The organism is Streptomyces sp. ME19-01-6 (assembly GCF_033793745.1).
Taxonomy (GTDB): Bacteria; Actinomycetota; Actinomycetes; order Streptomycetales; family Streptomycetaceae; genus Streptomyces.
Map to the genome: position 1 here is coordinate 176,418 of NZ_JARAXF010000017.1, position 23,604 is coordinate 200,021.

Sequence of the window (23,604 nt, forward strand, 5' to 3'; positions counted from 1 at the left end):
CCGCGCGCTCACGCCTCCCAGACAGCGGCCGCCGTACGGTCGTCGGCGTACCCGTTCACCCGCGTCCGGGTGTCCGCGAGAAACGCGGCGAGCCCCGGCGGTCCGCTTTGTGCCCAGCGTTCCGCCAGATGTCCGGCGAGCTCGGGCCGGCCGCGCAGCGGCGCGGCGAGCCCGCCACCGGACATCAGCAGCACATCGCCCGGCCGGGCTACGGAGGCCCGGAAGCGGAACGGGGCGGCGGCGGGGCCGGTGCCCGGCACGGCGATCCCGAGGCGCATCGTCCCAGGCACCTCCGCTGCCTGTGCCGGGGGCTGTGCCGCGCCGCCGAACCCGACCACGGGGCCGCCCACGGTGTCCGGTTCCGGCCCGGTCGGCTCCAGGTCCTGCCAGGCGCCCGCCCGCAGCCGGAAGACGCCGCCCTCGCCCGCGCCGAAGAACACCCGGGTACGGCAGTCGGGGTCAGCCGGCAGCAGCAGACAGCGCGGCGCGGCGGTGTACTCGGCCGGATCCACACCCAGCTCGGCCGCGCGGGCCCGCAGGCGGCCCAGGCCGCGGTCGGTGAGCCGATGCAGCCCGGACTTGAGGGCGCCGCGGTTTCCGGTGCGTATGTCGTCCACTAACCGCTCATGGCTGCGGCCCACCGCGCCGCCGATCCACTCACACAGCTCACGCGCCGCCCGGTGCGCCCCCTCCGCCGCCCCCGCCCCACTCGCCAGCACCACCAGCAGCAGCGCGCCGGGGCCGGCCCCGAACCGCGCCGTGAGCATCGCGTCCCGCCGCGGTTCCCCGCGCCGTCGGGCCGACTCGCCGCGGGAGGAGACGGCGCGCAGCGTGGCGACTCCGCAGCGGGCGCCGTCCAGCACGGTGTCGGGTACGAGGTCGGCCAGCTCGTACGGGTCGGCGGGAGGCAGCTCGACCGGCTCGTCGTCGTACGCAGACGGCCGCGCCGCGGACGCCCGCCCTCGCAGTGACTGCTCCCCCGCGCCGGGTCCCGCGCCTGATCCTGCACCGGGTCCCGCACCAGGCCCTGTGCCAGGCCCCACGCCGGGCCCCACACCAGGTCCTGGGCCGGGGCGCCTCTGCGACGCCACACCTGATCCCCCGCCGGGTCCTTCGCCGGGCCCCGCGCCTGATCCCCCGCCGGGCCCAGCGTCTGATCCCCCGCCAGGTCCTTCGCCTGATCCCGATCCCGCGCCGGATCCTTCGCCGGGCCCCGCACCTGATCCCCCGCCAGGTCCGGGACCGGGCTCCTTACGGCCGGAGAACCACCTGAAGGCCTCACCCGACCGGGTCGGCTTGCCCGACTCGTCCGGTGGCCCCGACTCGTCCGGTGGCCGCGGGCCCCAGGGGGCTCCGGCGGCCGGTGCGGAGCCGGGCGGCGGGGCCCCGGGCGGCGGCGGGCCGCCGCCGACCGTGCGCGAGGCGGAGTCGAACCGGTCGTCGACGGAGTCCGCCGCGGAGGCGGGTCCTACGTCGCCGGTGTCCCGGCGGTACAACTCGCCCCACCAGTCGTCCTCGTGACGGTGCCCGTCCCCCTGCTGGCTCATGCCGTTCATTGTTTCCCCAGCGGGCCCCGCACGGAACACCGCCTGCGCCGGCCACGGCGGCGGAGCCGCACATCAAGAGGGTTCAGCCGCGGTAGGTCTCCAGCAGCCGCAGCCACACCTCGCTGATCGTCGGGAACGCGGGGACCGCGTGCCACAGCCGTTCCACGGGGACCTCGCCCGCGACCGCCACCGTGGCCGAGTGCAGCAGCTCGCCGACGCCCGGGCCCACGAAGGTCACGCCGATCAGGTGGCCCCGGTCCAGGTCGACGACCATGCGGGCCTGGCCGCGGTAGCCGTCGGCGTACAGCCCGGCGCCGGAGACGTGCGCGAGGTCGTAGTCGACGACCCGGACCCGGCGGCCCTCGGCCTCCGCCTGCGCCGCGGTGAGGCCGACCGCGGCGACCTCGGGGTCGGTGAACACCACCTGCGGCACCGCCGCGATGTCGGCGGTGGCCGCGTGGACGCCCCACCGGTCCGTCTCCAGGAGCGGCGCTCCCTGGGCCCGGGCGCCGATCGCGGCGCCCGCGATGCGCGCCTGGTACTTGCCCTGGTGGGTGAGCAGCGCGCGGCGGTTGACGTCGCCGACGGCGTACAGCCAGCCGCCCTCCACGTCCACCACCCGGCAGCTGTCGTCCACCCGCAGCCAGCTGCCCGGTTCGAGGCCGACCGTCTCCAGGCCGATGTCGTCGGTGCGCGGGGTGCGCCCGGTGGCGAACAGCACCTCGTCCGCCTCCAGCCGCTCCCCGTCCGCGAGGGTGAGCGTCACCGGTCCGGCGCCGGAGCCGGAGCCCGCCGGGCCGCCCGGCTCGGCCCGCCGTACGCCGGTCACGGAAGTGCCGGTGCGGACCTGTGCCCCGGCCTCGGTCAGCGACTTGGCGACGAGCTCGCCCACGAACGGCTCCATGCGCTCCAGCAGGCCGGAGCCCCGGACCAGCACGGTGACCTCCGAGCCGAGCGCCTGCCAGGCGGTGGCCATCTCGGTGGCGACCACGCCGCCGCCCACCACGGCCAGCCGCCTGGGGGCGGCGGACGCGCTCGTCGCCTCGCGGCTGGTCCACGGGCGGATGTCGGCCAGGCCCGGCAGGCCGGGCAGCGCGGCGCTGCTCCCGGTGCACACGGCGACCGCGTGCCGGGCGGTGAGGTGGCGCTCCCGCCCGTCCGCGTCCGAGACCGCGACCCGCTTCTCGCCCACCAGCCGGCCGTGCCCGCGGACGAGGTCGATGCCTGCCGACTCCAGCCAGCCGACCTGACCGTCGTCCTTCCAGCGCGCGACGTACTCGTCGCGGCGCGCGAAGACGGCCGGGGCCTCCAGCGGCCCGCCCACCGCTTGGCGCAGCCCGGGCATGCGCCGCGCGTCGGCGCGCGCGATGGCCGGGCGCAGCAACGCCTTGCTGGGGATGCAGGCCCAGTACGAGCACTCGCCGCCGACCAGTTCGCTCTCCACGATCACCGCGGACAGCCCTCCCGCGCGGACCCGGTCCGCGACGTTCTCACCGACCGGACCCGCGCCCAGGACGACGACGTCGTACTCCTCCGTGGCGGCCATCATCGCAACTCGCTCTCTGCCCGGCTCCGGCGTGTGGCCGGGCTTTCGGTTCCTTGGGGCATCATCGCCCCAAGGAACCGATGGAGACCACACGAGTCACGGCGCCGCGGCGGCGTCACGGCTTGCGCATCGGCCCCCGCTTGCGTTCCATCATGTGGCGGCCGAGGGCCTGCCGCTGTTTGAAGGTCCGCCGCAACTCGGCCCGCAGCCGGTCGTCGGTGCGCGCGGCGAGACGTTCGTTCTCGCGCAGCAGCTTGCGGTAGCTGTCGAGGCGGCGCTCGGGCAGTGTGCCGTCCTCGATCGCGGCGAGCACCGCGCAGCCCGGCTCGGCCTGGTGTGCGCAGTCGTGGAAGCGGCACTCCTCGGCCAGCGCCTCGATCTCGGAGAACGCCTGCGCGACGCCTTCTCCGGCGTCCCACAGCCCGACCCCGCGCACGCCGGGCGTGTCGATGAGGACCCCGCCCCACGGCAGCCGCAGCAGGTCGCGAGTGGTCGTGGTGTGCCGCCCCTTGCCGTCGCTGTCCCGGACCTCGTGCACGTCCTGCGCGGCCTCGCCCAGCAGAGCGTTGGCGAGCGTCGACTTGCCCGCGCCGGACTGCCCGAGCAGCACCGAGGTGCCCGAGGAGAGTACGGCGCCGAGCACGTCCAGGCCCTCGCCGGTCGCGGAGCTGACGGTCAGCACCTGAACGCCGGGCGCGGCGGTCTGGACGTCCGTCAGGAGGTGGCCCAGCACCACCGGGTCGGGCACCAGGTCCGCCTTGGTCAGGGCGACCAGCGGCTGGGCGCCGCTCTCCCAGGAGAGTGCCGACTTGTGCAGCAGTGCCTCACCACTCGAACAGGACATCGCAAGCGCGAGGAACCGCTCGATCCGCCCAAGGTCCAACTCAAGCGCGAGCGACACGCAGATGACGACGTAATCGATGTTAGTGGCCAGCACCTGACCCTCGGAGCGCTTCGACGAGGTCGAGCGTACGAAGGCGGTGCGGCGAGGCAACAGCGTCCGCACATACCGCGGATCGTCACCTTCGGGGTCGACGGCGACCCAGTCACCCGTGCACACGACCTTCATCGGATCACGGGGCACAACGAACTCGGTGTCAGCACGAATGACACCTGCCGGAGTGACGACATCGCACTGACCGCGGTCGACCCGTACGACACGACCGGGCAGCAGACCCTGCTCCGCGTACGGGGCGAACTCGGCCTCCCAGTCCGCGTCCCAGCCGTACAGGGCGAGAGGATGCGAAGCAGGAAGCTGAAAGGAGGAGAAAGACAAGGGGTGACCCTTCACAAGGGTGGCCCCCGGCACCGCGCTCACTGGCGCGGGAAGAGAAGAGGTCAGCCGGAGACCACGGAGGTGGACCTGATGAACTTCTGGATGCGGGCAGCGCCCATCACGGAGACAGCCATCGGTCACACCTCCCAAGCCAAGTCACCCGCGGCAACCCCCGGTCGCCGCTCGCGAACGACTCCGACTTTAGAGATACGCGGGCCGCGACGCCATCGAATTAGGCACCGGGCGCGGCCGAAGACTTTGCAGGCTGCATCACGGCGTCGTCGTCACCACAGCGACGAGATTCCTACTCTTTTGATAAAGTTATGCCATGGCTGAGATTCCGTACAGCGTCGGAGAGGGGCCGGCGACCCGAGTGAGCCTCTCCCTCCCTGAAGGGACGGCAGAGGCGATTCGTCAGCGGGTGGGCAAGCGTGAGTTCTCCGCGTTCATCACCGCAGCCGTCGAACGTGAGCTGCGCGGTCAGATCCTGGACGAGTACCTGGCGGACTACGAACGCCGCAGGGGACCGGTCTCCGAGCAGGAGCAAGAGCGGGCGCGCCGGGTCTTCGACGAGGTGTTCGCCGAGGAGGGCCAGTGGCCCGCCGCAAGCTGAGCCACGAAGGCACCATCGTGCTCGACTGCGAGGGCCTGTCCAGGCTCGTCAACGATCACGAACCCGTCGTCGCCCTGGTTGCAGAAGCCCGCAACCGAGGCATGGAAGTAGTAATCAGCGCCCTGACCATCATCGAGGCCGCGCATCGACGTACCGACAAGGCTCGGCTCGCCTGGATCCTGTCCGGTATGCGGATCGTGCACATCGGCGACGAGGAGGCCAAGACCGCATCGGCCATGCTGATCAACGCCGGATTGCACGGCCACAAGTACGCGATCGACGCCGCCGTAGCCGAGATGGCACTGCGGCAACGCCGCCCAGTCGTCGTTCTCACCTCGGACATCGACGACATGACAAAGCTCTGCGGCGACAAGGTGCGCCTCGTGGCCGTGTAGCACCACGACTGCAACCCCTGGCAGGGCCGTGGAGATCTCGAGAACCTCGGTGTGCCGCCGGTCGTGGACGATCCTGGCTGGCGCCGGGAGGGCAAGCGCGCCCGCAGGGTCAGCGCTCTCGCTCCACTCTCCGCCAAATTCGGCCGATTCAATCCCATTCATGCCTGGATCAGGACAGTGATCCACCCCGCAGTGATCACATATCGTCGGTGTCGTCCGCCACGTCGAGGCTGATCCCCGGATCACCCGAAGGCGATTCTTCGTCCAGGATTGCCTTACCCATCGCGGCCGAGATGCTGCGGAGCAGCGCGGTCTTACGAGCAGTGAAGAACCGGTCGAAGTCGTCGGTGGCCAGGAGTTCCGAAGGTTTGTGCAGCAGTGCCTCACCGCTCGAGCAGGTCATGGGTCCCCCGTGCACACGACCTTCATCGGGGTCACGGGGAACGACGAACTCGGTGTCGGCGCGCACGGTGCCGACCGGGGTGACGACGTCGCACTGGCCTCGGTCGGCCCGTACGACGCGGCCGGGCCATGAGGCCCTGCTCGGCGTACGGAGCGAACTCCGACTCCCAGCCGTCGTCCCCGCCGTACGGAGTGAGAAGGTGCGACGAAGCCGAAGGGCACGCGCACTGGCCGGTATCGGATCGCCGAGCATGGCGACCTGGCCGGCCGGAGCACCTATGCGGACCTGGCGATCGCGCTGCTCGACGACCACCACGATGACGTGACGAGCCACTCGCACATGGATTCCACACCCCTGTGGCCTCGGGATGAGCGGCGCCTTGTACCTGGAACCACGCGTGTCGCCGAGGGTGAGATCCCTGCTGGGCTCCCCCGGGCTCCTGCCCGCTCGGGCTCGGCTCACCGCCGGGCGTGATGCTGCCCGACCAGATCGGCGGCGGGCAGTTGCTGCGCGCGCCGGCCAGCGACGCCATCCGCGGCAGCCTGGAACGGCATTTCGGCGTCACCCTGGCCTTCATGAACTGCCACCGGGTGGCGGCGTTCCGGCCCGGCGCCGAAGGAGGTGCGAGCTACGGGAAGTTCATCTCCACCCGGTCCCAGATCCGCAACCAGTCGCCCGAGTTCCGCGACTGCTGACATTTCGCGATCATCCACCGGAACGCTCGAGTCCCGGGGCAGCCCCAGGCCGGAGCAGGCGGCCTGGGTCCCCTGCACATGCGGCCCGGCCTCAGCCACCGGCTCCGGTGGCCACCACATCGTTGTAAGGGTCCTGGGGCGTGGGGACACGCCTGACGGCGGTGGCGTCCAGGGCCGGGCTCGCGTCGTCCGTGCCGACCTTTCCGGTGGGGTGCCAGGTGCCGGTGACGGTCACCCAGGCGTCGGCGGGCGGCGGCGCCGACGCTCCGTGTACCCGTACCTTGCGCACCTGGGCGTCCGCGGCGCAGCAGCTGATGATCAGCCGGCTGACGTACCAGGTGCCGTGACGGCCGGGGGTGACGAATCCGGTGAGGCGCACGGTGTGGCCCTGGAGAGTGCCTCCGGTGTCCCAGACCGCACGGGAGCTGAAGTCGTTCAGCGACATCTCGACCACCTCCTTACCGGGGAGGGCGGGGAAGAGGCTGTCGCCGGGGGCGAAGGCTGGGGCCTTGGGAGTTTCGGCGTCGTCCCGTGAGGCGGTGTACGAGCCGAGGGCGGGCGGCGCCAGGAACAGGATGGTCAGGGCCGGTACGTACAGCAGCCAGGCGACCTTCGGACCGTCCGCGTGGCCGTGGTGATGCCCGTGGCTCTGGGCGCCGTTCGTGCGGGGGCGGTTGAAGGGAAAGCCGTCGCGTGCGGCACCGGCCGCGCCGAGCGCGATCAGCACCACGCCGGAGGCGATGAGTGCGGGCCGCAGGCCCGGGCGCACATAGCGCAGATACAGGTCGGTCAGCAGACAGATGTGCAGCAGGCCGACGCCGAGGAAGAGGAGCAGCAGCACCTGCATGTTGCGCTTCACAGCAGCCACCACCCCACCAGTGCGCTGCACAGCACCGCCACGACCCAGGTGGCCGACGAGAAGCGCAGCGCGAAAGCTCGCCCGAAGGTGCCCGACTGCAGGGCGATCAGTTTCAGGTCGACCATGGGGCCCACCACCATGAAGGCGAGCCGGGCGGTGGGCGAGAACCCGGTGAGCGAGGCGGCGACGAACGCGTCGGCCTCCGAGCACACCGCGAGGATCACCGCGAGCAGCCCCAGCATGGGCAGCGACAGCCACAGGGAGTCGGAGAAGGCCCGCAGTACGGAGTGCGGCACCGCGACGTTGAAGGTGGCCGCGGCCGCCGCGCCCACCACCAGGAATCCCCCGGCGTGCAGGAAGTCGTGCTGGAGCGCGACCCGGAACTCCTCCGCGCGGCTCGCGCCGGGGGTGTGCCCGGTGGGCCCCTTCGGCAGGCGCAGCCACTCCTCCCGGCCCGCCCGGATCCACAACCAGCCCATGGCGACGGAGGTGAACAGCGAGGCGACCAGCCGGGCCGCGACCATCCAGGGGGTTCCGGGGAAGGCCACATAGGTGGCGACCAGCACGATCGGGTTGATGGCCGGGGCCGACAGCAGGAAGGCCAGCGCCGCCGCCGGGGCCACCCCACGCCTCATCAGACTGCCGGCCACGGGCACCGACGCGCACTCACATCCCGGCAGCACCGCCCCGGCGGCGCCCGCCACGGGTACGGCGAGCACCGGGTTGCGAGGCAGCACCCGCGTGAACACCCAAGCCGGTACGAACGCGCTGATCGCGGCCGAGACCAAAGTGCCGAGCAACAGGAACGGCACCCCCTGGATGACGATCGCGGTGAACACCGTCCGCCACGCCGCCACCGCGGGGCGGTCGAGCGCGGCGGTGATCTCGGGCCCGAGCACGACGGCGACACCGCCGAGCAGCGCCACCGGAAGGCTCGCGATCAGCGCGTGAGAGCTGACGCGTACCGCGGTGCGCAGCCCTCCGGCCTCGTCGATCCCGGCCGCTCCGTCAGGGCGCCGGGACAGTGTCCGGCTGCTGCCGCTGCCCTCGCGCGGCAGCGGCGCTATGTCGACATCACTGTCCATTCGTCTCCCCACACGGCTTTTCGTCACGGCGGCATCCGGGCTCACCCTAGCGGCGGCAGAGGGAGGACAAACACGACACCACGTATGAGAAGCCGACCACGGTCTACCGTGTCCTGCGGGATCTGGAGGCGACCGGTGGCAGAGCACCCCTGCCGGGCAGGTAAGGCCCGTTAGTCGAGGTGGGCGGCATGCGGCGGAGCAGGGGCCGCACGCAGCCGATCAGGCAGCGTGCCGTCGTCCGGCATGCCTCCCCGTAGCCACCTGCTCAGCGCCTCGACGTCGGCATCGGTGACAATCGGGCCGAGCCGCACCCCGGGTCCGACCACGCTGACGCAGACGGCGAGCATGAAGGGGCGGTTCGGACGACCGTATGTTCCATGCGCCACACAAGGCTCCTCCACGGGGGCTATCGGGAGCTGTAGGGAAGCAGGGCCATTTCGCGGGCGTTCTTGATGGCGCAGGCGATTTGGCGCTGTTGTTGGCGGGTCACATGGGTCACCCGGCGGCTGCGGATCTTTCCACGGTCGGAGATGAACTTCCGCAGCAGGTCGGTGTTTTTGTAGTCGACGTACGTGATGCCGGCGGCGTCGAGGGGGTTGACGCGGCGGCGCTTGGTGTCCTGGCGCCTGGCGCCGATTCGTCGGGACATGATGGGTCCTTTTCTTACGATGCTCGGGCTCGGCTCACACCACGGGGTCGAGGAGGTCGTCGAAGGCGTGGGAGAGGTGCTTCCAGCCGGCCGGACCCGCCGTGTACTCGGCGTCGGTGAGCAGGCATGAGTCGAGCAGCGCGAGCAGGTTGTCGCGATCGAGGCCGGGGGAGGTGAAGGTGAAGTGCTGGCAGCGGTCGCCGTGGGTGGGGTGCCAGTCGAGGGAGGCGGCGACGCGGCGTTCGGCGGGGACCATCTCCCATGCGGCGTCCGGGAGGGCGGCCAGCCAGGGTCCGGCGGACTCCACGCACAGCGCGCCGCCCGCCGCGTCCCACGACAGCAAGGTGTCGGGCCGGTCGGCCAGCCAGAAGCGGCCGCGGCTGCGGGCGGCGGCACAGGCCAGATCCTCCAGTGCGGCGTGGAGACGGCCTGGGTGGAAAGGCCGTTCGCGGCGCCAGACGAGTGTGCTCACGCCGTGTTCGTCGCTGTCCTGCGGCAGGAGGGGGCACGCCGGATGCTGACGGATGGCCGCCGCCTCGACGTCGAATCCCTCGAGCAGGGCCGGCCCCAGGGCGCCACCGTCGAGACGTACCTGCCGTGCGCCCGGGGTGAGTTGGGTCAGCAGGGCGAGGTCGCCGTCGTCGGCGGGCTCGTCGCAGGTGGTGTCGTCGGTGACAGCGATCAGTGTGGGGTACTCCAGCTGCCGGGCGAAGGTGTCGGCGACGGTGCGCCGGTCGGTCGGGGCCGCGGCGAGACCGACGTCGGCCAGGTCGTCGCCATTGGCGAGATACGGCACCATCATGGCCGGGTCGATCACGGTGGCCACACCGGTCAGCGCCAGGGGCGCGCCCTCGGCCGCGATGACGGCAGCCATGGCCTGGGGCTCGACCGAGTCCCACAGTTCCACGACCGCCAGCCGGTGCCCGCCGCCCGTGGCCAGGCGCAGCAGCTCGGGGACCATGTCCTCACGCAGCGCGCAGCACGCACAGTCGTTCACCAGCGGCGCCTCTCCGCTGTCGAGCGGGCCTGTGGCGTCTCGTACGGTGCGGCGCACGGCGCGGCCGGTGGCGGCGGACAGGTCGTGGTGCAGGGCGACGGAGCCGGGCACCGTGCGCAGGATCTCTTCGACGGCGGCGCGGCGGGCGTCGGCGTGCAGCCCGGCGACGATCGCGACGGCCAGCCGGGCCTCGCCCGGGTTCACCGGCCCCTCCGGCCGCGTCCGTAGCGCCGCTCGAAGCGCTCGACGCGGCCCGCGGTGTCCACGACGCGCTGGGTGCCGGTATAGAAGGGGTGGCTCGCCGAGGAGATCTCGACGTCGATGACCGGGTATGTGTTGCCGTCCTCCCACTCCACGGTCTTGTCGCTGGTGGCGGCGGAGCGGGTGAGGAAGGCGAAGTCGGCGGACCGGTCGCGGAAGACGACTGGACGGTACGCGGGATGAATACCGGGCTTCATGACGATCAGCGCTCCTCACGGAAGTCGACGTGGCGGCCGACGAGCGGGTCGTACTTGCGCAGGATCAGCCGGTCGGGGTCGTTCCGCCGGTTCTTGCGGGTCACATAGGTGTAGCCGGTGCCGGCGGTGGACCTCAGCTTGATGATCGGACGTAGTTCGTTCCGTGCCATGACCGACAGCATACATGGAGTTGGTTTTCATTTTCATCAAGGTGTACGGTGCTGCCTCCTCAGAGCAACGAGAAAACAGGAGGAGCCATGCCCGCCCACTGTCAGCTCACCGGCCGGCAACCCGGCTTCGGCCATCACGTCTCCCACTCCCACCGCCGCACCAAGCGCCGTTTCGACCCCAACATCCAGCGCAAGCGTTACTGGCTGCCGAGCGAGGGACGCCACGTCCGGCTCACCCTCAGCGCCAAGGCCATCAAGACCGTCGACGCGATCGGCGTCGAAGCCGCCGTGGCCCGCATCCGCGCCCGGGGAGAGAAGGTCTGATGGCGAAGAAAAGTAAGATCATCAAGAACGAACAGCGGCGCGTGATCGTGGCCCGCCACGCCAAGCGCCGCGCCGAGCTCAAGGCGATCATCGCCGACCCCCGGACCCCGGACCAGGAACGCCTCGACGCCCAGCGCGAACTCCGCCGCCAGCCCCGCGACGCCAGCCCCACCCGCGTACGCAACCGCGACTCCATCGACGGCCGGCCCCGCGGCCATCTGCGCGCCTTCGGCCTGTCCCGCATCCGACTGCGCGAGATGGCACACGCGGGTGAGCTTCCGGGGGTGACCAAGAGCAGCTGGTGAACCCCGTCCGGATCGACGGACACGGGCGGACACCGCACATCGCGCTCCGGCACGCGGTGTCCGCGCAGCGGCCCCGAACTCCTCGCCGTTCACATGTATCGACGGCCCCCTCGGCTGACGTGCACTGTCGGCACTCGTGCTCAGACTCACCACGGCGGCGCGGGCCACGGCCCGCCGCGGCCACCCTCCTGCCCTCCGCTCCGACCGGTGCCGCGGGCGCCGACGGTTCCCCACACCGCTGACCAGCGCCTGATGGCCGCCGACCCGGGCGCCGATTCACCGACGACCGGCACCCACGGGTACTCGCCGTCCGGATCGACGCGTCCGGCCGCCCCGTCGCCGCCGGGGCGGCAGCACCCGCCGGGCGGACCAGGACCTTCAGGACACCGACGCGCCGTGACGCGGACGGCTACCTCACCACCATTCAGCCCGAAACCGAACTGACCGACCTGCCGAGGTGGGTCGCCATCCACAGGTGCCCCCGGCTGCGCACCACCGCGGGCATGACCTGGGGCAGGCTCTCCGCCAGCCGCTCGGGGTGCAGCGGACGTCGGGAGCGCCACAGCACCGAGGTCACACCGTGGTCGATGCCGCGGCGGTGTACGACGGGGGCGGCGATGTCGAGCCGGTCTGCCGGTCCTGCTGCGGCCCACCCGGGATCGGGCCGGGTCAGATTCGTCAGCGAGGTGCTGTCACGGTCTTCCGCGTCGAGGAGGACAGTCGCCGGCGGGTTGAGATGGAGGAGCAGGGCGCGGGAGCCTTCCCGGCGGCCGCCATCCTCCCGTCGTCCATCGTGCAAAACCATCACCTGGGCGGCCTCCACTTGCCGGGCGGCGGCCTCGGCAACCGTGGGGGGCACGGCGTGCGGACGGTCAGCGAAGACGTGGACGGCACGGTGCACACAGCCCAGGCCGCTCAGCAGCCGGCCGACGTCGACACCGACGGCGATCGGCGCCAGGTCGCAGAGGTCCGACAGGGGTGTCCCGCCCACCGGGCCCGCCGCAGCTCGGCCAGAAACGGCACGGCGTCGAGGTTCTCAGGGAGCGCGAGCACGACGTGCGATCCTGTGGCAGCCCGTGCGATGGCACGCAGGTCCTGACGCGCGAAGCACGCGCCCCCGGGCTTCAGGGGTGTTGCCGGACACCAGTCCCAGCAACCCCCGGCCCTCTCCCCCGGCGCGTACGCCGCCGTCGGGGGTGACGAGGTCGCACAGGCCCCGGTCGACCCGCACAACACGCCCGGATACCAGGCCCTGGTCGGCATACGGGGCGAACTCGGCCTCCCACGCTTCGTCCCAGCCGTAAGGAGCGAGAAGAGAAGAGAAATTCAAGGGGAACCCTTCACAAGAGCGGCCCCGGCGTTGACGGTGTCCCAGGTGAGGTGTTCCCGTACGGCGACGCGGGCGCCCGTCTCGCACAGCGCGAGCGGAATCCCGCCGCACCGCTCCGCGACCGCCGCGGCCCCGGGCCCCCGTCCGGCCATCTCGTCATGGCCCACGATGCGGGTCAGGAGCCGGACCGAGTCGGCGGTGGTGAGCGGGCCGAGCCTGATCACCTTGGCGCCCGGATCGGCCGCGAGCCGGTCGAGTCGGTAGCGGCTGGTGATGATGACCAGGGATTCCGGGGCGGCGGTCAGCAGCGGCCTGACCTGCCGCTCGGAGTGGGCATTGTCCAGCAGGACGACCATGCGCCGCTCGGCCGCGCAGTCCCGGTAGAGCTCGCTCAGCCGCTGTTCGTCGGCGGGCAGCCGACCGGTCGGCACCTCCAGCGCGTCCAGAAGGCGGACCAGCGCCTCGGAGGGGGCAGCGCCGTCGTCGCGGACTGCCCCTCCAGGTCGATGTAGAGCTGGCCGTCGGGAAAGCGCTCCTTGAGCAGATGCGCGCAGTGCACGGCCGCCGCGGTCTTCCCGATGCCGCCGGGTCCGACCAGCACCACGACCGACGGCACGCCGACGGCCCTGCCCTCGCCGTCCAGCACCCGGGCGATCCGCTCGGGCAGCGACTCGCGGTCGGTGAAGGCGGCGTTCGCGGGCGGCAGCATCCGCGGGCGGGACGCCCCGGGGGCGATTGCGGGGATGGTGCGGGCCCCCAGCCACCCGGTCGCCCACAGCCAGGCCGTCACGTCTCGGGCGAAGCCGGGCGAGGCGCGGGAGCCTTCCCACAGCTGCCGGGCGAGCTCGCGCCGCTCCTCGTCGGTGGCGGGCAGCAGGGGCGGCTCGTCCGCGTGGCCGTCCGGGCCTGTCGGCTCGGTGTCCGACGGCTCGGTGCCGGGGGCCGCGTCCCGGCGCCGCATCCTCCGTACGAGCCCGGCCAGCGCCTCCGAGCTCCGCCGCCCCATCTCCCCGCCCGCCCCCGACAGGGCACCCGAGGTCACCGTGGTGACCGCCGAAGCCACCGCCGCCATCGTGAACGGCTCCACAGCCCACCCCCAACTCGCTTCTGGTCGGGAAGATCGCGGTCATCGGGACGACCGCCGTCAAATCGTCAGGCCCCCGGTGGAATCGGGGGCCTGACGGGGTGTGCGGCAGTGGTCAGGGGCGTGCGGTGGGCTCGACCGTGACCCGTTCGACCGGCTCCGCCGGGCCCTGGGCACGGCGGGTGAAGCGCATCGCGACACACGCGCCCGCGTACAGCCCGGCGACGACGAGAAGCAGCGCGTGGTAGCCGGTGACGAGGGCGAGGTATTCGAGCGTGCCGCCGGTGAGGGCGCCCAGGAGGTTGGCTCCGAAGGCGGCCGTGGGGTCGGGGGCCGCCGCCAGGCGGTCGGAGAAGATGAGGTTGGCGCAGAAGATCGGGGCGAAGGCCAGGGCGATCGCCGCGGCCAGGCGCGCCGCGAAGGGCAGCCCGAGCACCAGGTGGGTCGGGACGATCCAGGAGGTGGCCAGGGTGGCGAACAGCAGCAGCTGCAGGACGGACTGGTTGACGCGGCGCATCCGGCGCCGGGTCTCGACGGCGCCGAGGACGGCCAGCAGGACGCCGGCGAAGACGATGGCGTTGACCAGCCAGGTGGTGCCGAAGTAGAGGGCGAACCCGATCACGTTCTTGGTCTCGAGCAGCATGAAGGCGGCGCCGAGCAGGAACATGTCGGCGTACCTGACGGTGCGTCGGACGCGGACCCCGGTCAGCCGCACCGACACCACGGTCACCAGCAGGATCGCGCCGAGCACCCAGAGGTAGAGGCTGGGGATGGTGCGGTGCAGCAGATACGGGAAGGGGTGGTCGTCGGTGGCGGCGGCGGGCACCGCGCCCGAGGGCCGCCAGGCGGTGGCGCACCGCTGGTCGCCGGGGGTGGCGCCGGCGACGAGGATGGCGGCCTTCTTGCCGCCGTAGTGGGTGATGCAGGGCGCGTGTCCGAAGACCGAGGTGAGGGTGGAGCCGTAGCGGTCGATGAGCCAGTTCTGCCGGTAGTAGTTGTACATCGCGAACGCGCCGCCGGGGGCCAGGTGGCGGTGTGCCGCCTCGAACGCCTGCCGGGTGAACAGATAGCTCTCCAGGCGGAGGTTGCTGGCGCCGGACACCAGGGTCAGGGAGTCCGGCAGCGCGAGGACCACCAGGTCGTAGCGGGCGTCCGTGCGCTCCAGGAAGGCCCGCCCGTCGTCGATGTGGACATGCACCCGGGGGTCGTCGTAGGGCCGGTCGGGGTGCAGGTCGGCGCCGATCTGCCGGAGCCTGGGGTCGATCTCGACGGCGTCCACCCGCCGGGCGCCGTGGGCGAGCGCGACGGCGACGTCATTGCCGTTGCCGGCGCCGATGACCAGGACGCGGCGGTGGGGGTTGGCCGGGGTCTCCCGGTACGGCTCCTCGTACGGGGAGTCGGGGCGCCGCAGCACCTTCAGCGGTGCGATGCTCTGGTGCGGAACTCCGTTGGCGGAGATCTTGTAGTCCCGGCTGCCCGAGGTCGCACGCTTGAGCTCGATCTTGTAGTACGGGGACCAGGAGATGCCGCTCGCCAGCGACTCCAGCGTCAGCGCCGCCACCACCACGGCCAGCGGCACCGCGTACCGGACGGTGTTGCGGCGCCCGCCCAGCGTCAGCAGCGCCACCGCGGCGAGGACCCCCCACACCACCGACGGGGCGCGCAGCCAGGACAGCGCGGCGAACGAGAGCGAGCCGGCCAGCGAGCCCAGCAGGTCGTAGCGGTAGGCGTCCAGCGACGGCAGCTGGCGGAACAGGTCCGCCGTCATCTTGCCGATCGCCGCCATGATGAGCGCGGCGAGGCCGAACAGGATGGGGAGGGTCACCCACTGGGGCAGTCCGGTGGTCTTCACGGCCGTGAAGTAGATGACCTCGCCGCTGGTCTGCCGCACCTGTACGGGGAACTCCCGCACCAGGATGACGAGGACGGCGAGCGGCACGGGCGCCCAGCGGGTGAGCCACTGCCCGCGCCCGGCCGGGATCAGGAACCCCAGGCCGATCCCGAGGAACGAGCCCAGCAGGATGAAGTTCGAGAAGTAGCTGAGGTGGACGACGTTGGCGCCGGTCCACCTGATCAACGCCAGCTCCACGAAGAGCATGGTGGCGCTGGCGAGCACCAGCCTCGGGCGCAGGTTCCGCGTTCGAGCGCTGTGGTCCATGTCTGGACGGTGTCATCCGAGCAGGGGCAGGTCGAGCACCCCCGGCGGCATATGCGCCACCTGGTACGCGCCTGTCACCTGATGGGCCCAACCGGGCTGCCGGTGGGCCATGACACCCTGAACTTCCGTTCGAAGGCAGCGAGTAGTAGCGAGTAGTAGCGGTGAGTACGGAGGGGCCCGGCATGGGGATGTCCAGCATCTGGCTGGTGGGGGCGCTGGGCGACGCGGAGGTCGCGGAGCTCGCCCCGCTCGCGGTGCCCGCCATCGAGGCCACGGCGGCGCGGTCGTCGGCGGTGGGGGCCTGGTCGCGCTGGGAGCGCGACGCGGCGCGCGGCGGTGGCGCGGTACCGGTGTGGCGCGAGGACGGCTACAACACCGAGGAGGCGCTGCACCTGTACACCATGGTCAACGACTCGGCCTTCGACGCCATGGACACCTCGGGGAAGCTCCACGTCATGAACTGGTGGGACCGGATCGACAGCGACGCGGTCCAGCCGTTCGTCGAGTCCGTGCGGAAGGACAACCCCGTGGCCTCCCTCTTCCACGGCCTGGGCCCCGAGCGCGCGGGGATGCTGCCCGGCTGGGCAGGTGACGCCGTGTTCTCCGCCGAGGAGGTGCGCCGCCGGCTTCCGGCGGCCGAGGCCGCGCTCGCCGTGTCCGGGGCGGAGCGCGAGCGGGCGGTCGCCCGGATCGACGACTGGCCGGGCGAGAAGGAGGCCGAGGCGCTCCTCGACGGGCCGCTGCGGGTGTGGCGGGAGACGGCCGAGGCCGGGCTGGGGCTACTGGCCTCCCGCATCTGGCACTGATCCGCCCGTGGCGCTGCGCACCGGGTTCCCGGCGGCGTCGGTCTGGCCGTCGGACGGGGATGCCTGCGGCCGGGGCTCCCTCGGCCGGAGGTCCCCCGGCCGGGAGTCCTGCGACGCGCCGTCCTCCGCCGCGGTTTTCTTCGGCCCGCCGTTCTCCGGCGTTCTGGGCTCCGGCGTTTTCGGCTCCGGCGTTTTCGGCTCCGGCGTTTTCGGCTCCGGCCGCGGGGCGCGCCTGTGGTGCAGCCGGGAGCGTACGTCGGCATGCGGCAGGAACTGCGCCCAACGCTCGGGGAACTCCGAAGGCGGGGTGATCTCCGCTGCCCCGTCGTCCGCGGTGCGCTGCTGCCAGGCCCGCAGCCTGGCCGACTCCTCCCGGGTCCGGGCGGCCGTCTCGGCGCGCCCGGCGGCGGTGGCGACCGACGGCCAGACCCGGTCGATCGCGGCGTTGACGGCCGCGCCGACGAGCACCGCGAAGGCGGACACACCGATCCACAGCAGCACGGCGACGGGCGCGGCCAGCGAGCCGTAGATCGTCGGTCCCTCGACGGTGTGGAGCAGGTAGATGCGCAGCAGGAAGCTGCCGAGCACCCACATCGTCAGCGCGACGAGCGCGCCGGGGATGTCCTCCCGCCAGGGCGAGCGCACCGGCACGGAGACGTGGTAGAGGGTGGTGAGGAAGGCGACGGACAGCAGGATCACCACGGGCCAGTACAGGATCCGTACGAGGTCGCCGCTCGCGGGCACCAGGTCCACGACGGTCTCCGGGCCGATCACCATCAGGGGCAGCGCCACCGCCCCGATGATCAGCGCGACCAGGTAGAGGAGGAAGGCCAGCAGCCGGGTCCTGACGATCCCGCGGCGGCCTTCGAGCCCGTACATGATGGTGATGGTGTCGACGAAGACGTTGACCGCGCGGGAGCCGGACCACAGGGCGATGCCGAAGCCGAGCGAGATGACGTCCGGGCGGCCGCCCTTGATGACCTCGTCCAGGAGCGGCCGGGCGATCTCCCTGACCCCCTTGTCGGACAGCACGGTCCCCGAGGCGTTGAGGATGTTCTGCCGGATGGTGGCCACGGTGTCGGTGTCGGTCCACGCGTCGAAGTAGCCGAGGAGCCCGATCAGGCCGAGCAGCAGCGGCGGCAGCGACAGCAGGGTGAAGAAGGCGGCCTCGGCGGCCAGCCCGGTGACCCGGTACTCCATGCAGGAGTGGACGGTGTCCTTCAGCAGCAGCCAGGCCATCCTGCGCTTGGATACGTTGCGGTACAAGGCGCGGGCCTTGTGGAGCCGGCCGGACGGCTTCGACGGTTCTTTCCCTGGCTGCACCTTCTCACGGTATCCGCCTCGGGGTGCCCGACGCCGTCCGGTGTTTCCCTCCGTGACCAGCCGGTGACCAGGCCGGGCGCGAGCCCTCGAAAAGGGCGGAGGGGATGCCGCGCCGACTCGGTACCGCCCTCCGCCACGCCCACTGTCCGGGCCGGGTACAGCCATGCGCAAAGGTTGCGCGGCGTTGCAGCCGCCGGCCGTGGTCATGATGGGATGGGCCGCATGAGCATCACGGTCACCACCTGGTCCCTGGAGCAGACCTCGCCCGCGGACCTCACCCCGGCGCAGCAGCCCCCCGCCTCCGCGGGGGTGCGGATCGTACGGGCCGAGATCCCCTGCCCGGAGTTCAACCGCTTCCTCTACACGGCCATCGGCGCGGATGTGGCCTGGACGGACCGGCTGGGGTGGACCGTCGAGCAGTGGCGGGAGTTCCTGGAGCGGCCCGGGGTGGAGACCTGGGTCGCGTATGAGCGCGGCACCCCGGCGGGGTACATCGAGCTGGACGCGCAGGACGAGGGCGTGGTGGAGATCACGTACTTCGGGCTGCTGCCCGCCTTCCGGGGGCGGCGCATCGGCGGGCACCTGCTGACCTGGGGCACCGCCCGCGCCTGGGACCTGGCCGAGCGGTGGGCCGGGCGGCCGCCGACCAAGCGGGTGTGGGTGCACACCTGCAGCAAGGACGGACCGTACGCGCTGGACAACTACCGGCGGCGCGGGTTCCGGGTCTTCGACACCAAGCTCGACCACGAGGCCGAGTGAGCGGACCGTCCGGACCGCAAGTGACGCGACAGGTGACCAAGGACACAGCATCCCACGATGCGGGACATAGTTGTCCACATATTGGATGACGGTGGACTGCCCCAAGACCCCCATGCCACGCTTCCCTCATGTCTCGAGCTGGAATTGCCTTGGTGAGTCGGCGCCACGTCGATCTCGGCCGCATGTCCAGCGCGATCTGTCCAGCCGGCTGAGGCTGTACCCGTAGGCGGGCCCCGGCCCCGGAAAGCACCGCCGGCACCGCCGCATTCCCCGCCGCCCCCGACGACGTGGGCGACCACGCACGCCTCGATCTCCCCAGCCACCGCAGCCCACCCTCTGCCGCATTGCCCTGCCCGCCTGTTGAAACGCGCAGGTCACCGAGGGCGTGCATCACCGAGCACCGTCCGCCGCACCCAGAGCCGCCCAGAAGGACACACACCGCCATGGCCGCCACCCCGGACCGCCCCAGCGCAGCCACGCCCCGCCGCAAGGCCGGACGCCACCGCGGCGAGGGCCAGTGGGCCGCGGGTCACTTCACGCCCCTCAACGCCAATGAGCAGTTCAAGAAGGACGACGACGGTCTCAATGTGCGGACACGCATTGAGACGATCTACGCTCACCGTGGCTTCGACGCCATCGACGGCGCCGACCTGCGCGGACGCATGCGCTGGTGGGGTCTGTACACCCAGCGCAAGCCCGGCATCGACGGCGGCAAGACCGCCATCCTGGAGCCGGAGGAGCTGGACGACGAGTACTTCATGTTGCGCGTCCGCGTGGACGGCGGGCGGCTGACCACCGAGCAGCTGCGGGTCATCGGCGAGATCTCGCAGGAGTTCGCGCGCGGCACGGCCGACATCACCGACCGGCAGAACATCCAGTACCACTGGATCCGGATCGAGGACATGCCCGAGATCTGGCGGCGGCTGGAGGGCGTGGGCCTGTCGACCACCGAGGCGTGCGGCGACACCCCGCGCGTCATCATCGGCTCGCCCGTCGCCGGGATCGCCGAGGACGAGATCATCGACGGCACCCCGGCCATCGAGGAGATCCACAGCCGCTTCATCGGCAGCAAGGAGTTCTCCAACCTGCCGCGCAAGTTCAAGACGGCCATCTCCGGCTCGCCGCTGCTCGACGTCGTGCACGAGATCAACGACGTCGCGTTCGTCGGCGTGCGCCACCCCGAGCACGGCCCCGGCTTCGACCTGTGGGTCGGCGGCGGGCTGTCCACCAACCCGAAGATCGGCATCCGCCTGGGCGCCTGGGTCCCGCTGGACGAGGTCCCGGAGGTCTGGGCGGGGGTCATCAGCATCTTCCGCGACTACGGCTACCGGCGGCTGCGCAACCGCGCCCGGCTGAAGTACCTGGTCGCCGACTGGGGAGCGGAGAAGTTCCGCCAGGTGCTGGAGGACGAGTACCTGAAGCACAAGCTGGTCGACGGCCCCGCGCCGGAGCAGCCCGTGCAGCGGTGGCGCGACCACATCGGCGTACACCGCCAGCAGGACGGCCGCTACTACGTCGGCTTCGCGCCGCGCGTCGGCCGCGTGGACGGGGCCACCCTCACCAAGATCGCCGAACTGGCCGAGGCACACGGCTCCGGCCGGCTCCGCACCACCGTCGAGCAGAAGCTGATCGTGCTCGACGTCGAGCAGGACCGGGTCGACTCGCTCGTCGCCGGTCTGGAGGCGCTGGACCTTCAGGTCAACCCGTCGACGTTCCGGCGCGGCACGATGGCCTGCACCGGCATCGAGTTCTGCAAGCTCGCGATCGTCGAGACCAAGGCGCGCGGCTCCGCGCTGATCGACGAGCTGGAGCGCCGCCTGCCCGACTTCGACGAGCCCATCACCATCAACCTCAACGGCTGCCCGAACGCCTGCGCCCGCATCCAGGTCGCCGACATCGGCCTCAAGGGCCAGCTGGTCATGGACGAGAACGGCGACCAGGTCGAGGGCTACCAGGTCCACCTGGGCGGCGCGCTGGGCCTGGAGGCAGGCTTCGGCCGCAAGGTGCGCGGCCTGAAGGTCACCTCCGCCGAACTCCCCGACTACGTCGAGCGCGTGCTGCGCCGCTTCCAGGAAGAGCGGGAAGAAAGCGAGCGGTTCGCGACGTGGGCGTCGCGGGCGAGTGAGGAGGCGTTGTCGTGAGCGACGCACGCATGCAAGCTGCCTGCGCGCAGCGCAGCCGCTTGAGGGCGGTGGCGGGCGACGGGCGGGACGCCGGGCCGCAGACGACTACGAAAGCCGCACCTCTGCGCCGCGTGGGCGACAGTACCCGCGGCGGAGCCGCTGATGTGACGAGCAGCCGCTGCCGCGGCGGGGCGAACAAGGAGGCGCTGTGAGCGAGCGTGCGGCGCCTTTTTACTGCCCGTACTGCGGGGACGAGGACCTGCGCCCCTCCGAGGAAGGCCACGGCGCGTGGGAATGCGCGTCCTGCAACCGCGCGTTCCGGCTGTCGTTCCTCGGGCTGCTGGCCAAGGGCCTGCGGCGCGACCACGGCGAAGGGGGCACGGCGATATGACCGAGCAGCGGCAGAACACTCCGCAGAACCTGGAAGAACTGGCCGAGCGCGCGGGGCGCGAGCTGGAGGACGCCCCGGCGCTGGAGATCCTGCGCTGGGCGGCCGACACCTTCGGGCCGCGCTTCTGCGTCACCTCCTCGATGGAGGACGCGGTGGTGGCGCATCTGGCCTCCCGTGTGCTGCCCGGCGTCGATGTCGTGTTCCTCGACACCGGCTACCACTTCCCGGAGACCATCGGCACCCGCGACGCGGTGGCGGCCGTGATGGACGTCAACGTCATCACGCTCACCCCCCGCCAGAGCGTCGCCGAGCAGGACGCCGAGTACGGCCCGAAGTTGCACGACCGGAACCCGGACCTGTGCTGCGCACTGCGCAAGGTCAAGCCGCTGGAGGAGGGGCTGCACGGCTACGACGCCTGGGCGACCGGGCTGCGCCGCGACGAGTCCCCGACCCGCGCGAACACCCCGGTGGTCGGCTGGGACCCCAAGCGGGGCAAGGTCAAGGTCTCCCCGATCGCCCGCTGGACGCAGGCGGACGTGGACGCGTACGTCGACGAACACGGTGTGCTCACCAACCCCCTGCTGATGGACGGATACGCGTCGGTGGGGTGCGCGCCCTGCACCCGGCGGGTATTGGAGGGCGAGGACGCAAGGGCCGGCCGCTGGGCGGGCCGCGCGAAGACCGAGTGCGGGCTGCACGGCTGATGGCTGACCAGGAGAACCAGATGAGCGTGACACAACAGGGCGCCACGGTATGGCTCACCGGGCTGCCCAGCGCGGGCAAGACCACGATCGCCTACGCGCTGGCCGAGCGGCTGCGCGGCGAGGGCCACCGGGTGGAGGTGCTGGACGGCGACGAGATCCGCGAGTTCCTCTCCTTCGGCCTCGGCTTCACCCGTGCCGACCGGGACACCAACGTCCAGCGGATCGGCTTCGTGGCCGAGCTGCTGGCCTCCAACGGCGTCAAGGTCCTGGTGCCGGTGATCGCCCCGTACGCGGACAGCCGCGAGGCGGTCCGCAAGCGCCACCAGACCGAGGGCACGGCGTATCTGGAGGTGCATGTCGCCACGCCGGTGGAGGTGTGCGCCGAGCGGGACGTGAAGGGGCTGTACGCCAAGCAGGCCGCGGGCGAGATCTCGGGGCTGACCGGGGTCGACGACCCGTACGAGGCCCCCGACACCCCGGACCTGCGCATCGAGACGCATCAGCAGGGCGTGCAGGAGTCCGCCGCGGCGCTGCGGGCGCTGCTGAGCGAGAGGGGACTGGCGTGAGCGACGCACGCATGGAAGCTGCCGGCGCGCAGCGCAGCCGTTTGAGGGCGGTGGCGGGAGACGGGCGGGACGCCGGGCCGCAGACGACCGTGGCTCACATCAACGGGACCGGACCCGGCTCGGAAGGGGGCGGCGACGACCTCTACGCGCTGACGCACCTGGACGCGCTGGAGTCCGAGGCGGTGCACATCCTCCGCGAGGTGGCGGGCGAGTTCGAGCGGCCGGTGATCCTTTTCTCCGGCGGCAAGGACTCCATCCTCATGCTGCACCTGGCGCTCAAGGCGTTCACCCCGGCGCCGGTGCCCTTCTCGCTGCTGCACGTCGACACCGGGCACAACTTCCCCGAGGTCCTCGAGTACCGGGACCGTGTGGTGGCGGCCCATGGGCTGCGCCTCCATGTGGCCTCCGTACAGGACTACATCGACCGCGGAGTGCTCAAGGAGCGCCCGGACGGCACCCGCAACCCGCTGCAGACCCTCCCGCTGACGGAGAAGATCCAGTCCGAGCGGTTCGACGCGGTCTTCGGTGGCGGCCGCCGCGACGAGGAGAAGGCCCGCGCCAAGGAGCGCGTCTTCTCACTGCGGGACGAGTTCTCGCAGTGGGACCCGCGCCGCCAGCGCCCCGAGCTGTGGAACCTGTACAACGGCCGCCACGCGCCGGGCGAGCACGTCCGCGTCTTCCCGCTGTCCAACTGGACCGAGCTGGACGTGTGGCAGTACATCGCCCGCGAGAACATCGAACTGCCTCAGATCTACTTCGCCCATGAGCGCGAGGTCTTCCAGCGCGGCGGCATGTGGCTGACCGCCGGCGAGTGGGGCGGGCCCAAGGACGGCGAGACGGTCGAGAAGCGGCAGGTTCGCTACCGCACCGTCGGCGACATGTCCTGCACCGGGGCCGTCGACTCCGACGCCACCACGCTGGACGCCGTCATCGCCGAGATCGCCGCCTCCCGGCTCACCGAGCGCGGTGCCACCCGCGCCGACGACAAGCTGTCCGAGGCCGCCATGGAGGACCGCAAGCGCGAGGGGTACTTCTAAG

At 71.8% G+C, this 23,604-nt stretch carries 29 protein-coding genes and 3 pseudogenes; 14 read left to right on the plus strand and 18 right to left on the minus strand.

The genetic code is table 11. The features are described 5' to 3' along the window. Positions 1-8: 8 nt before the first annotated feature. The 3 genes from PV419_RS31620 to rsgA all read right to left on the minus strand — a co-directional run bounded on the left by PV419_RS31620 (position 9) and on the right by rsgA (position 4,369). Complete coding sequence (locus PV419_RS31620; RefSeq protein ID WP_415925414.1) at positions 9-1,547, minus strand: protein phosphatase 2C domain-containing protein; 1,539 nt, start codon at positions 1,545-1,547, stop codon at positions 9-11. Positions 1,548-1,629: 82 nt separating this feature from the next. Then, positions 1,630-3,096, minus strand: a complete 1,467-nt coding sequence (locus tag PV419_RS31625; RefSeq protein WP_319694776.1) for an NAD(P)/FAD-dependent oxidoreductase — start codon at positions 3,094-3,096, stop codon at positions 1,630-1,632. A 112-nt stretch (positions 3,097-3,208) separates the two neighbouring features. Then, complete coding sequence (gene rsgA, locus PV419_RS31630) at positions 3,209-4,369, minus strand: ribosome small subunit-dependent GTPase A (protein ID WP_319694777.1); 1,161 nt, start codon at positions 4,367-4,369, stop codon at positions 3,209-3,211. A gap of 328 nt (positions 4,370-4,697) precedes the next feature. Here rsgA and PV419_RS31635 point away from each other — a divergent pair, with 328 nt between their 5' ends. Together PV419_RS31635 and PV419_RS31640 are read left to right on the plus strand one after the other, a co-directional pair. After that, positions 4,698-4,982 (plus strand): hypothetical protein, encoded by a 285-nt coding sequence (locus PV419_RS31635; RefSeq protein ID WP_319694778.1) that lies wholly within the window; start codon positions 4,698-4,700, stop codon positions 4,980-4,982. Next, positions 4,964-5,377, plus strand: a complete 414-nt coding sequence (locus PV419_RS31640) for a DNA-binding protein (protein ID WP_319694780.1) — start codon at positions 4,964-4,966, stop codon at positions 5,375-5,377. The genes PV419_RS31635 and PV419_RS31640 overlap by 19 nt, the downstream gene beginning before the upstream one ends. A gap of 196 nt (positions 5,378-5,573) precedes the next feature. Here PV419_RS31640 and PV419_RS31645 read toward each other — a convergent pair whose 3' ends face one another. Beyond that, positions 5,574-5,780, minus strand: a complete 207-nt coding sequence (locus PV419_RS31645) for a hypothetical protein (protein WP_319694782.1) — start codon at positions 5,778-5,780, stop codon at positions 5,574-5,576. 2 nt (positions 5,781-5,782) lie between these two features. Next, a pseudogene (locus PV419_RS31650) lies at positions 5,783-5,991 on the minus strand (GTPase RsgA); the annotation flags it as partial. Between the two features lie 268 nt (positions 5,992-6,259). On the opposite strand from PV419_RS31650, the pseudogene PV419_RS31655 reads away from it, so the two are divergent. Further along, positions 6,260-6,475 (plus strand): annotated as a pseudogene (locus PV419_RS31655) (SCO5389 family protein); the annotation flags it as partial. A gap of 91 nt (positions 6,476-6,566) precedes the next feature. On the opposite strand, the gene PV419_RS31660 reads toward PV419_RS31655, so the two are convergent. From PV419_RS31660 to rpmG, 7 genes are all read right to left on the minus strand, one after another. Continuing rightward, complete coding sequence (locus PV419_RS31660) at positions 6,567-7,334, minus strand: TIGR03943 family putative permease subunit (RefSeq protein ID WP_319694783.1); 768 nt, start codon at positions 7,332-7,334, stop codon at positions 6,567-6,569. Then, positions 7,331-8,419, minus strand: coding sequence for a permease (locus PV419_RS31665; protein ID WP_319694785.1), 1,089 nt, complete (start codon positions 8,417-8,419; stop codon positions 7,331-7,333). Before PV419_RS31665 ends, PV419_RS31660 begins: the two co-directional genes overlap by 4 nt. 170 nt (positions 8,420-8,589) lie before the next feature. Beyond that, positions 8,590-8,805 (minus strand): hypothetical protein, encoded by a 216-nt coding sequence (locus tag PV419_RS31670; protein WP_319694786.1) that lies wholly within the window; start codon positions 8,803-8,805, stop codon positions 8,590-8,592. Positions 8,806-8,825: 20 nt separating this feature from the next. Then, positions 8,826-9,068, minus strand: a complete 243-nt coding sequence (gene rpsR, locus PV419_RS31675; protein ID WP_319694788.1) for a 30S ribosomal protein S18 — start codon at positions 9,066-9,068, stop codon at positions 8,826-8,828. Positions 9,069-9,102: 34 nt separating this feature from the next. Beyond that, on the minus strand, positions 9,103-10,269 hold the full coding sequence (locus tag PV419_RS31680; RefSeq protein WP_319694790.1) for a GTP-binding protein: 1,167 nt from the start codon (positions 10,267-10,269) through the stop codon (positions 9,103-9,105). Continuing rightward, positions 10,266-10,523, minus strand: coding sequence for a type B 50S ribosomal protein L31 (locus tag PV419_RS31685; RefSeq protein ID WP_319694792.1), 258 nt, complete (start codon positions 10,521-10,523; stop codon positions 10,266-10,268). Before PV419_RS31685 ends, PV419_RS31680 begins: the two co-directional genes overlap by 4 nt. Positions 10,524-10,528: 5 nt before the next feature. Further along, positions 10,529-10,693, minus strand: a complete 165-nt coding sequence (rpmG, locus tag PV419_RS31690) for a 50S ribosomal protein L33 (RefSeq protein ID WP_319694793.1) — start codon at positions 10,691-10,693, stop codon at positions 10,529-10,531. An 87-nt stretch (positions 10,694-10,780) separates the two neighbouring features. On the opposite strand from rpmG, the gene rpmB reads away from it, so the two are divergent. Beyond that, positions 10,781-11,017 carry a 50S ribosomal protein L28 gene (gene rpmB, locus PV419_RS31695; protein ID WP_319694796.1) on the plus strand — a complete coding sequence of 79 codons (237 nt, stop codon included), beginning with the start codon at positions 10,781-10,783 and terminating at the stop codon, positions 11,015-11,017. Further along, complete coding sequence (gene rpsN / locus PV419_RS31700; protein ID WP_319694798.1) at positions 11,017-11,322, plus strand: 30S ribosomal protein S14; 306 nt, start codon at positions 11,017-11,019, stop codon at positions 11,320-11,322. The genes rpmB and rpsN overlap by 1 nt, the downstream gene beginning before the upstream one ends. Positions 11,323-11,746: 424 nt before the next feature. Here rpsN and PV419_RS31705 read toward each other — a convergent pair whose 3' ends face one another. From PV419_RS31705 to PV419_RS31725, 5 genes and pseudogenes are all read right to left on the minus strand, one after another. Then, complete coding sequence (locus PV419_RS31705; protein ID WP_319694800.1) at positions 11,747-12,313, minus strand: GTP-binding protein; 567 nt, start codon at positions 12,311-12,313, stop codon at positions 11,747-11,749. 183 nt (positions 12,314-12,496) lie between these two features. Continuing rightward, positions 12,497-12,652, minus strand: a pseudogene (locus tag PV419_RS31710) (GTPase RsgA); the annotation flags it as partial. After that, complete coding sequence (locus PV419_RS31715) at positions 12,649-13,083, minus strand: hypothetical protein (protein WP_319694802.1); 435 nt, start codon at positions 13,081-13,083, stop codon at positions 12,649-12,651. The pseudogene PV419_RS31710 and the gene PV419_RS31715, both read right to left, overlap by 4 nt. Then, complete coding sequence (locus PV419_RS31720) at positions 13,044-13,715, minus strand: hypothetical protein (RefSeq protein ID WP_319694804.1); 672 nt, start codon at positions 13,713-13,715, stop codon at positions 13,044-13,046. The genes PV419_RS31715 and PV419_RS31720 overlap by 40 nt, the downstream gene beginning before the upstream one ends. Before the next feature lie 136 nt (positions 13,716-13,851). Beyond that, on the minus strand, positions 13,852-15,894 hold the full coding sequence (locus PV419_RS31725) for a spermidine synthase (RefSeq protein ID WP_319694806.1): 2,043 nt from the start codon (positions 15,892-15,894) through the stop codon (positions 13,852-13,854). 182 nt (positions 15,895-16,076) lie between these two features. On the opposite strand from PV419_RS31725, the gene PV419_RS31730 reads away from it, so the two are divergent. Further along, positions 16,077-16,700, plus strand: coding sequence for a hypothetical protein (locus PV419_RS31730; RefSeq protein ID WP_319694808.1), 624 nt, complete (start codon positions 16,077-16,079; stop codon positions 16,698-16,700). Here PV419_RS31730 and PV419_RS31735 read toward each other — a convergent pair. Next, positions 16,674-18,023 (minus strand): YhjD/YihY/BrkB family envelope integrity protein, encoded by a 1,350-nt coding sequence (locus PV419_RS31735; RefSeq protein ID WP_319694809.1) that lies wholly within the window; start codon positions 18,021-18,023, stop codon positions 16,674-16,676. The genes PV419_RS31730 and PV419_RS31735 overlap by 27 nt on opposite strands. Positions 18,024-18,245: 222 nt before the next feature. Here PV419_RS31735 and PV419_RS31740 point away from each other — a divergent pair, with 222 nt between their 5' ends. The 8 genes from PV419_RS31740 to cysD all read left to right on the plus strand — a co-directional run bounded on the left by PV419_RS31740 (position 18,246) and on the right by cysD (position 23,603). Next, on the plus strand, positions 18,246-18,782 hold the full coding sequence (locus tag PV419_RS31740; RefSeq protein ID WP_319694811.1) for a GNAT family N-acetyltransferase: 537 nt from the start codon (positions 18,246-18,248) through the stop codon (positions 18,780-18,782). Positions 18,783-18,910: 128 nt separating this feature from the next. Then, positions 18,911-18,994: a putative leader peptide gene (locus PV419_RS31745; protein ID WP_309471194.1), complete on the plus strand. Its 84-nt coding sequence runs from the start codon at positions 18,911-18,913 to the stop codon at positions 18,992-18,994. Between the two features lie 231 nt (positions 18,995-19,225). Next, the gene (locus PV419_RS31750; protein WP_319694813.1) at positions 19,226-20,923 is read left to right on the plus strand and encodes a nitrite/sulfite reductase; all 1,698 of its coding nucleotides are present in this window, start codon (positions 19,226-19,228) and stop codon (positions 20,921-20,923) included. Then, positions 20,920-21,117 carry a hypothetical protein gene (locus PV419_RS31755; RefSeq protein WP_319694814.1) on the plus strand — a complete coding sequence of 66 codons (198 nt, stop codon included), beginning with the start codon at positions 20,920-20,922 and terminating at the stop codon, positions 21,115-21,117. The genes PV419_RS31750 and PV419_RS31755 overlap by 4 nt, the downstream gene beginning before the upstream one ends. After that, entirely contained in the window at positions 21,114-21,296 is a 183-nt protein-coding gene (locus tag PV419_RS31760; RefSeq protein WP_319694816.1) for a hypothetical protein, read from the plus strand. The genes PV419_RS31755 and PV419_RS31760 overlap by 4 nt, the downstream gene beginning before the upstream one ends. Beyond that, positions 21,293-22,000 (plus strand): phosphoadenylyl-sulfate reductase, encoded by a 708-nt coding sequence (locus PV419_RS31765; RefSeq protein WP_319694818.1) that lies wholly within the window; start codon positions 21,293-21,295, stop codon positions 21,998-22,000. Before PV419_RS31760 ends, PV419_RS31765 begins: the two co-directional genes overlap by 4 nt. Further along, positions 22,000-22,566 carry an adenylyl-sulfate kinase gene (gene cysC, locus PV419_RS31770; protein ID WP_319694820.1) on the plus strand — a complete coding sequence of 189 codons (567 nt, stop codon included), beginning with the start codon at positions 22,000-22,002 and terminating at the stop codon, positions 22,564-22,566. The genes PV419_RS31765 and cysC overlap by 1 nt, the downstream gene beginning before the upstream one ends. Positions 22,567-22,577: 11 nt before the next feature. Further along, positions 22,578-23,603 carry a sulfate adenylyltransferase subunit CysD gene (gene cysD / locus PV419_RS31775; protein WP_415925416.1) on the plus strand — a complete coding sequence of 342 codons (1,026 nt, stop codon included), beginning with the start codon at positions 22,578-22,580 and terminating at the stop codon, positions 23,601-23,603. The last annotated feature ends 1 nt before the right edge of the window (position 23,604 follow it).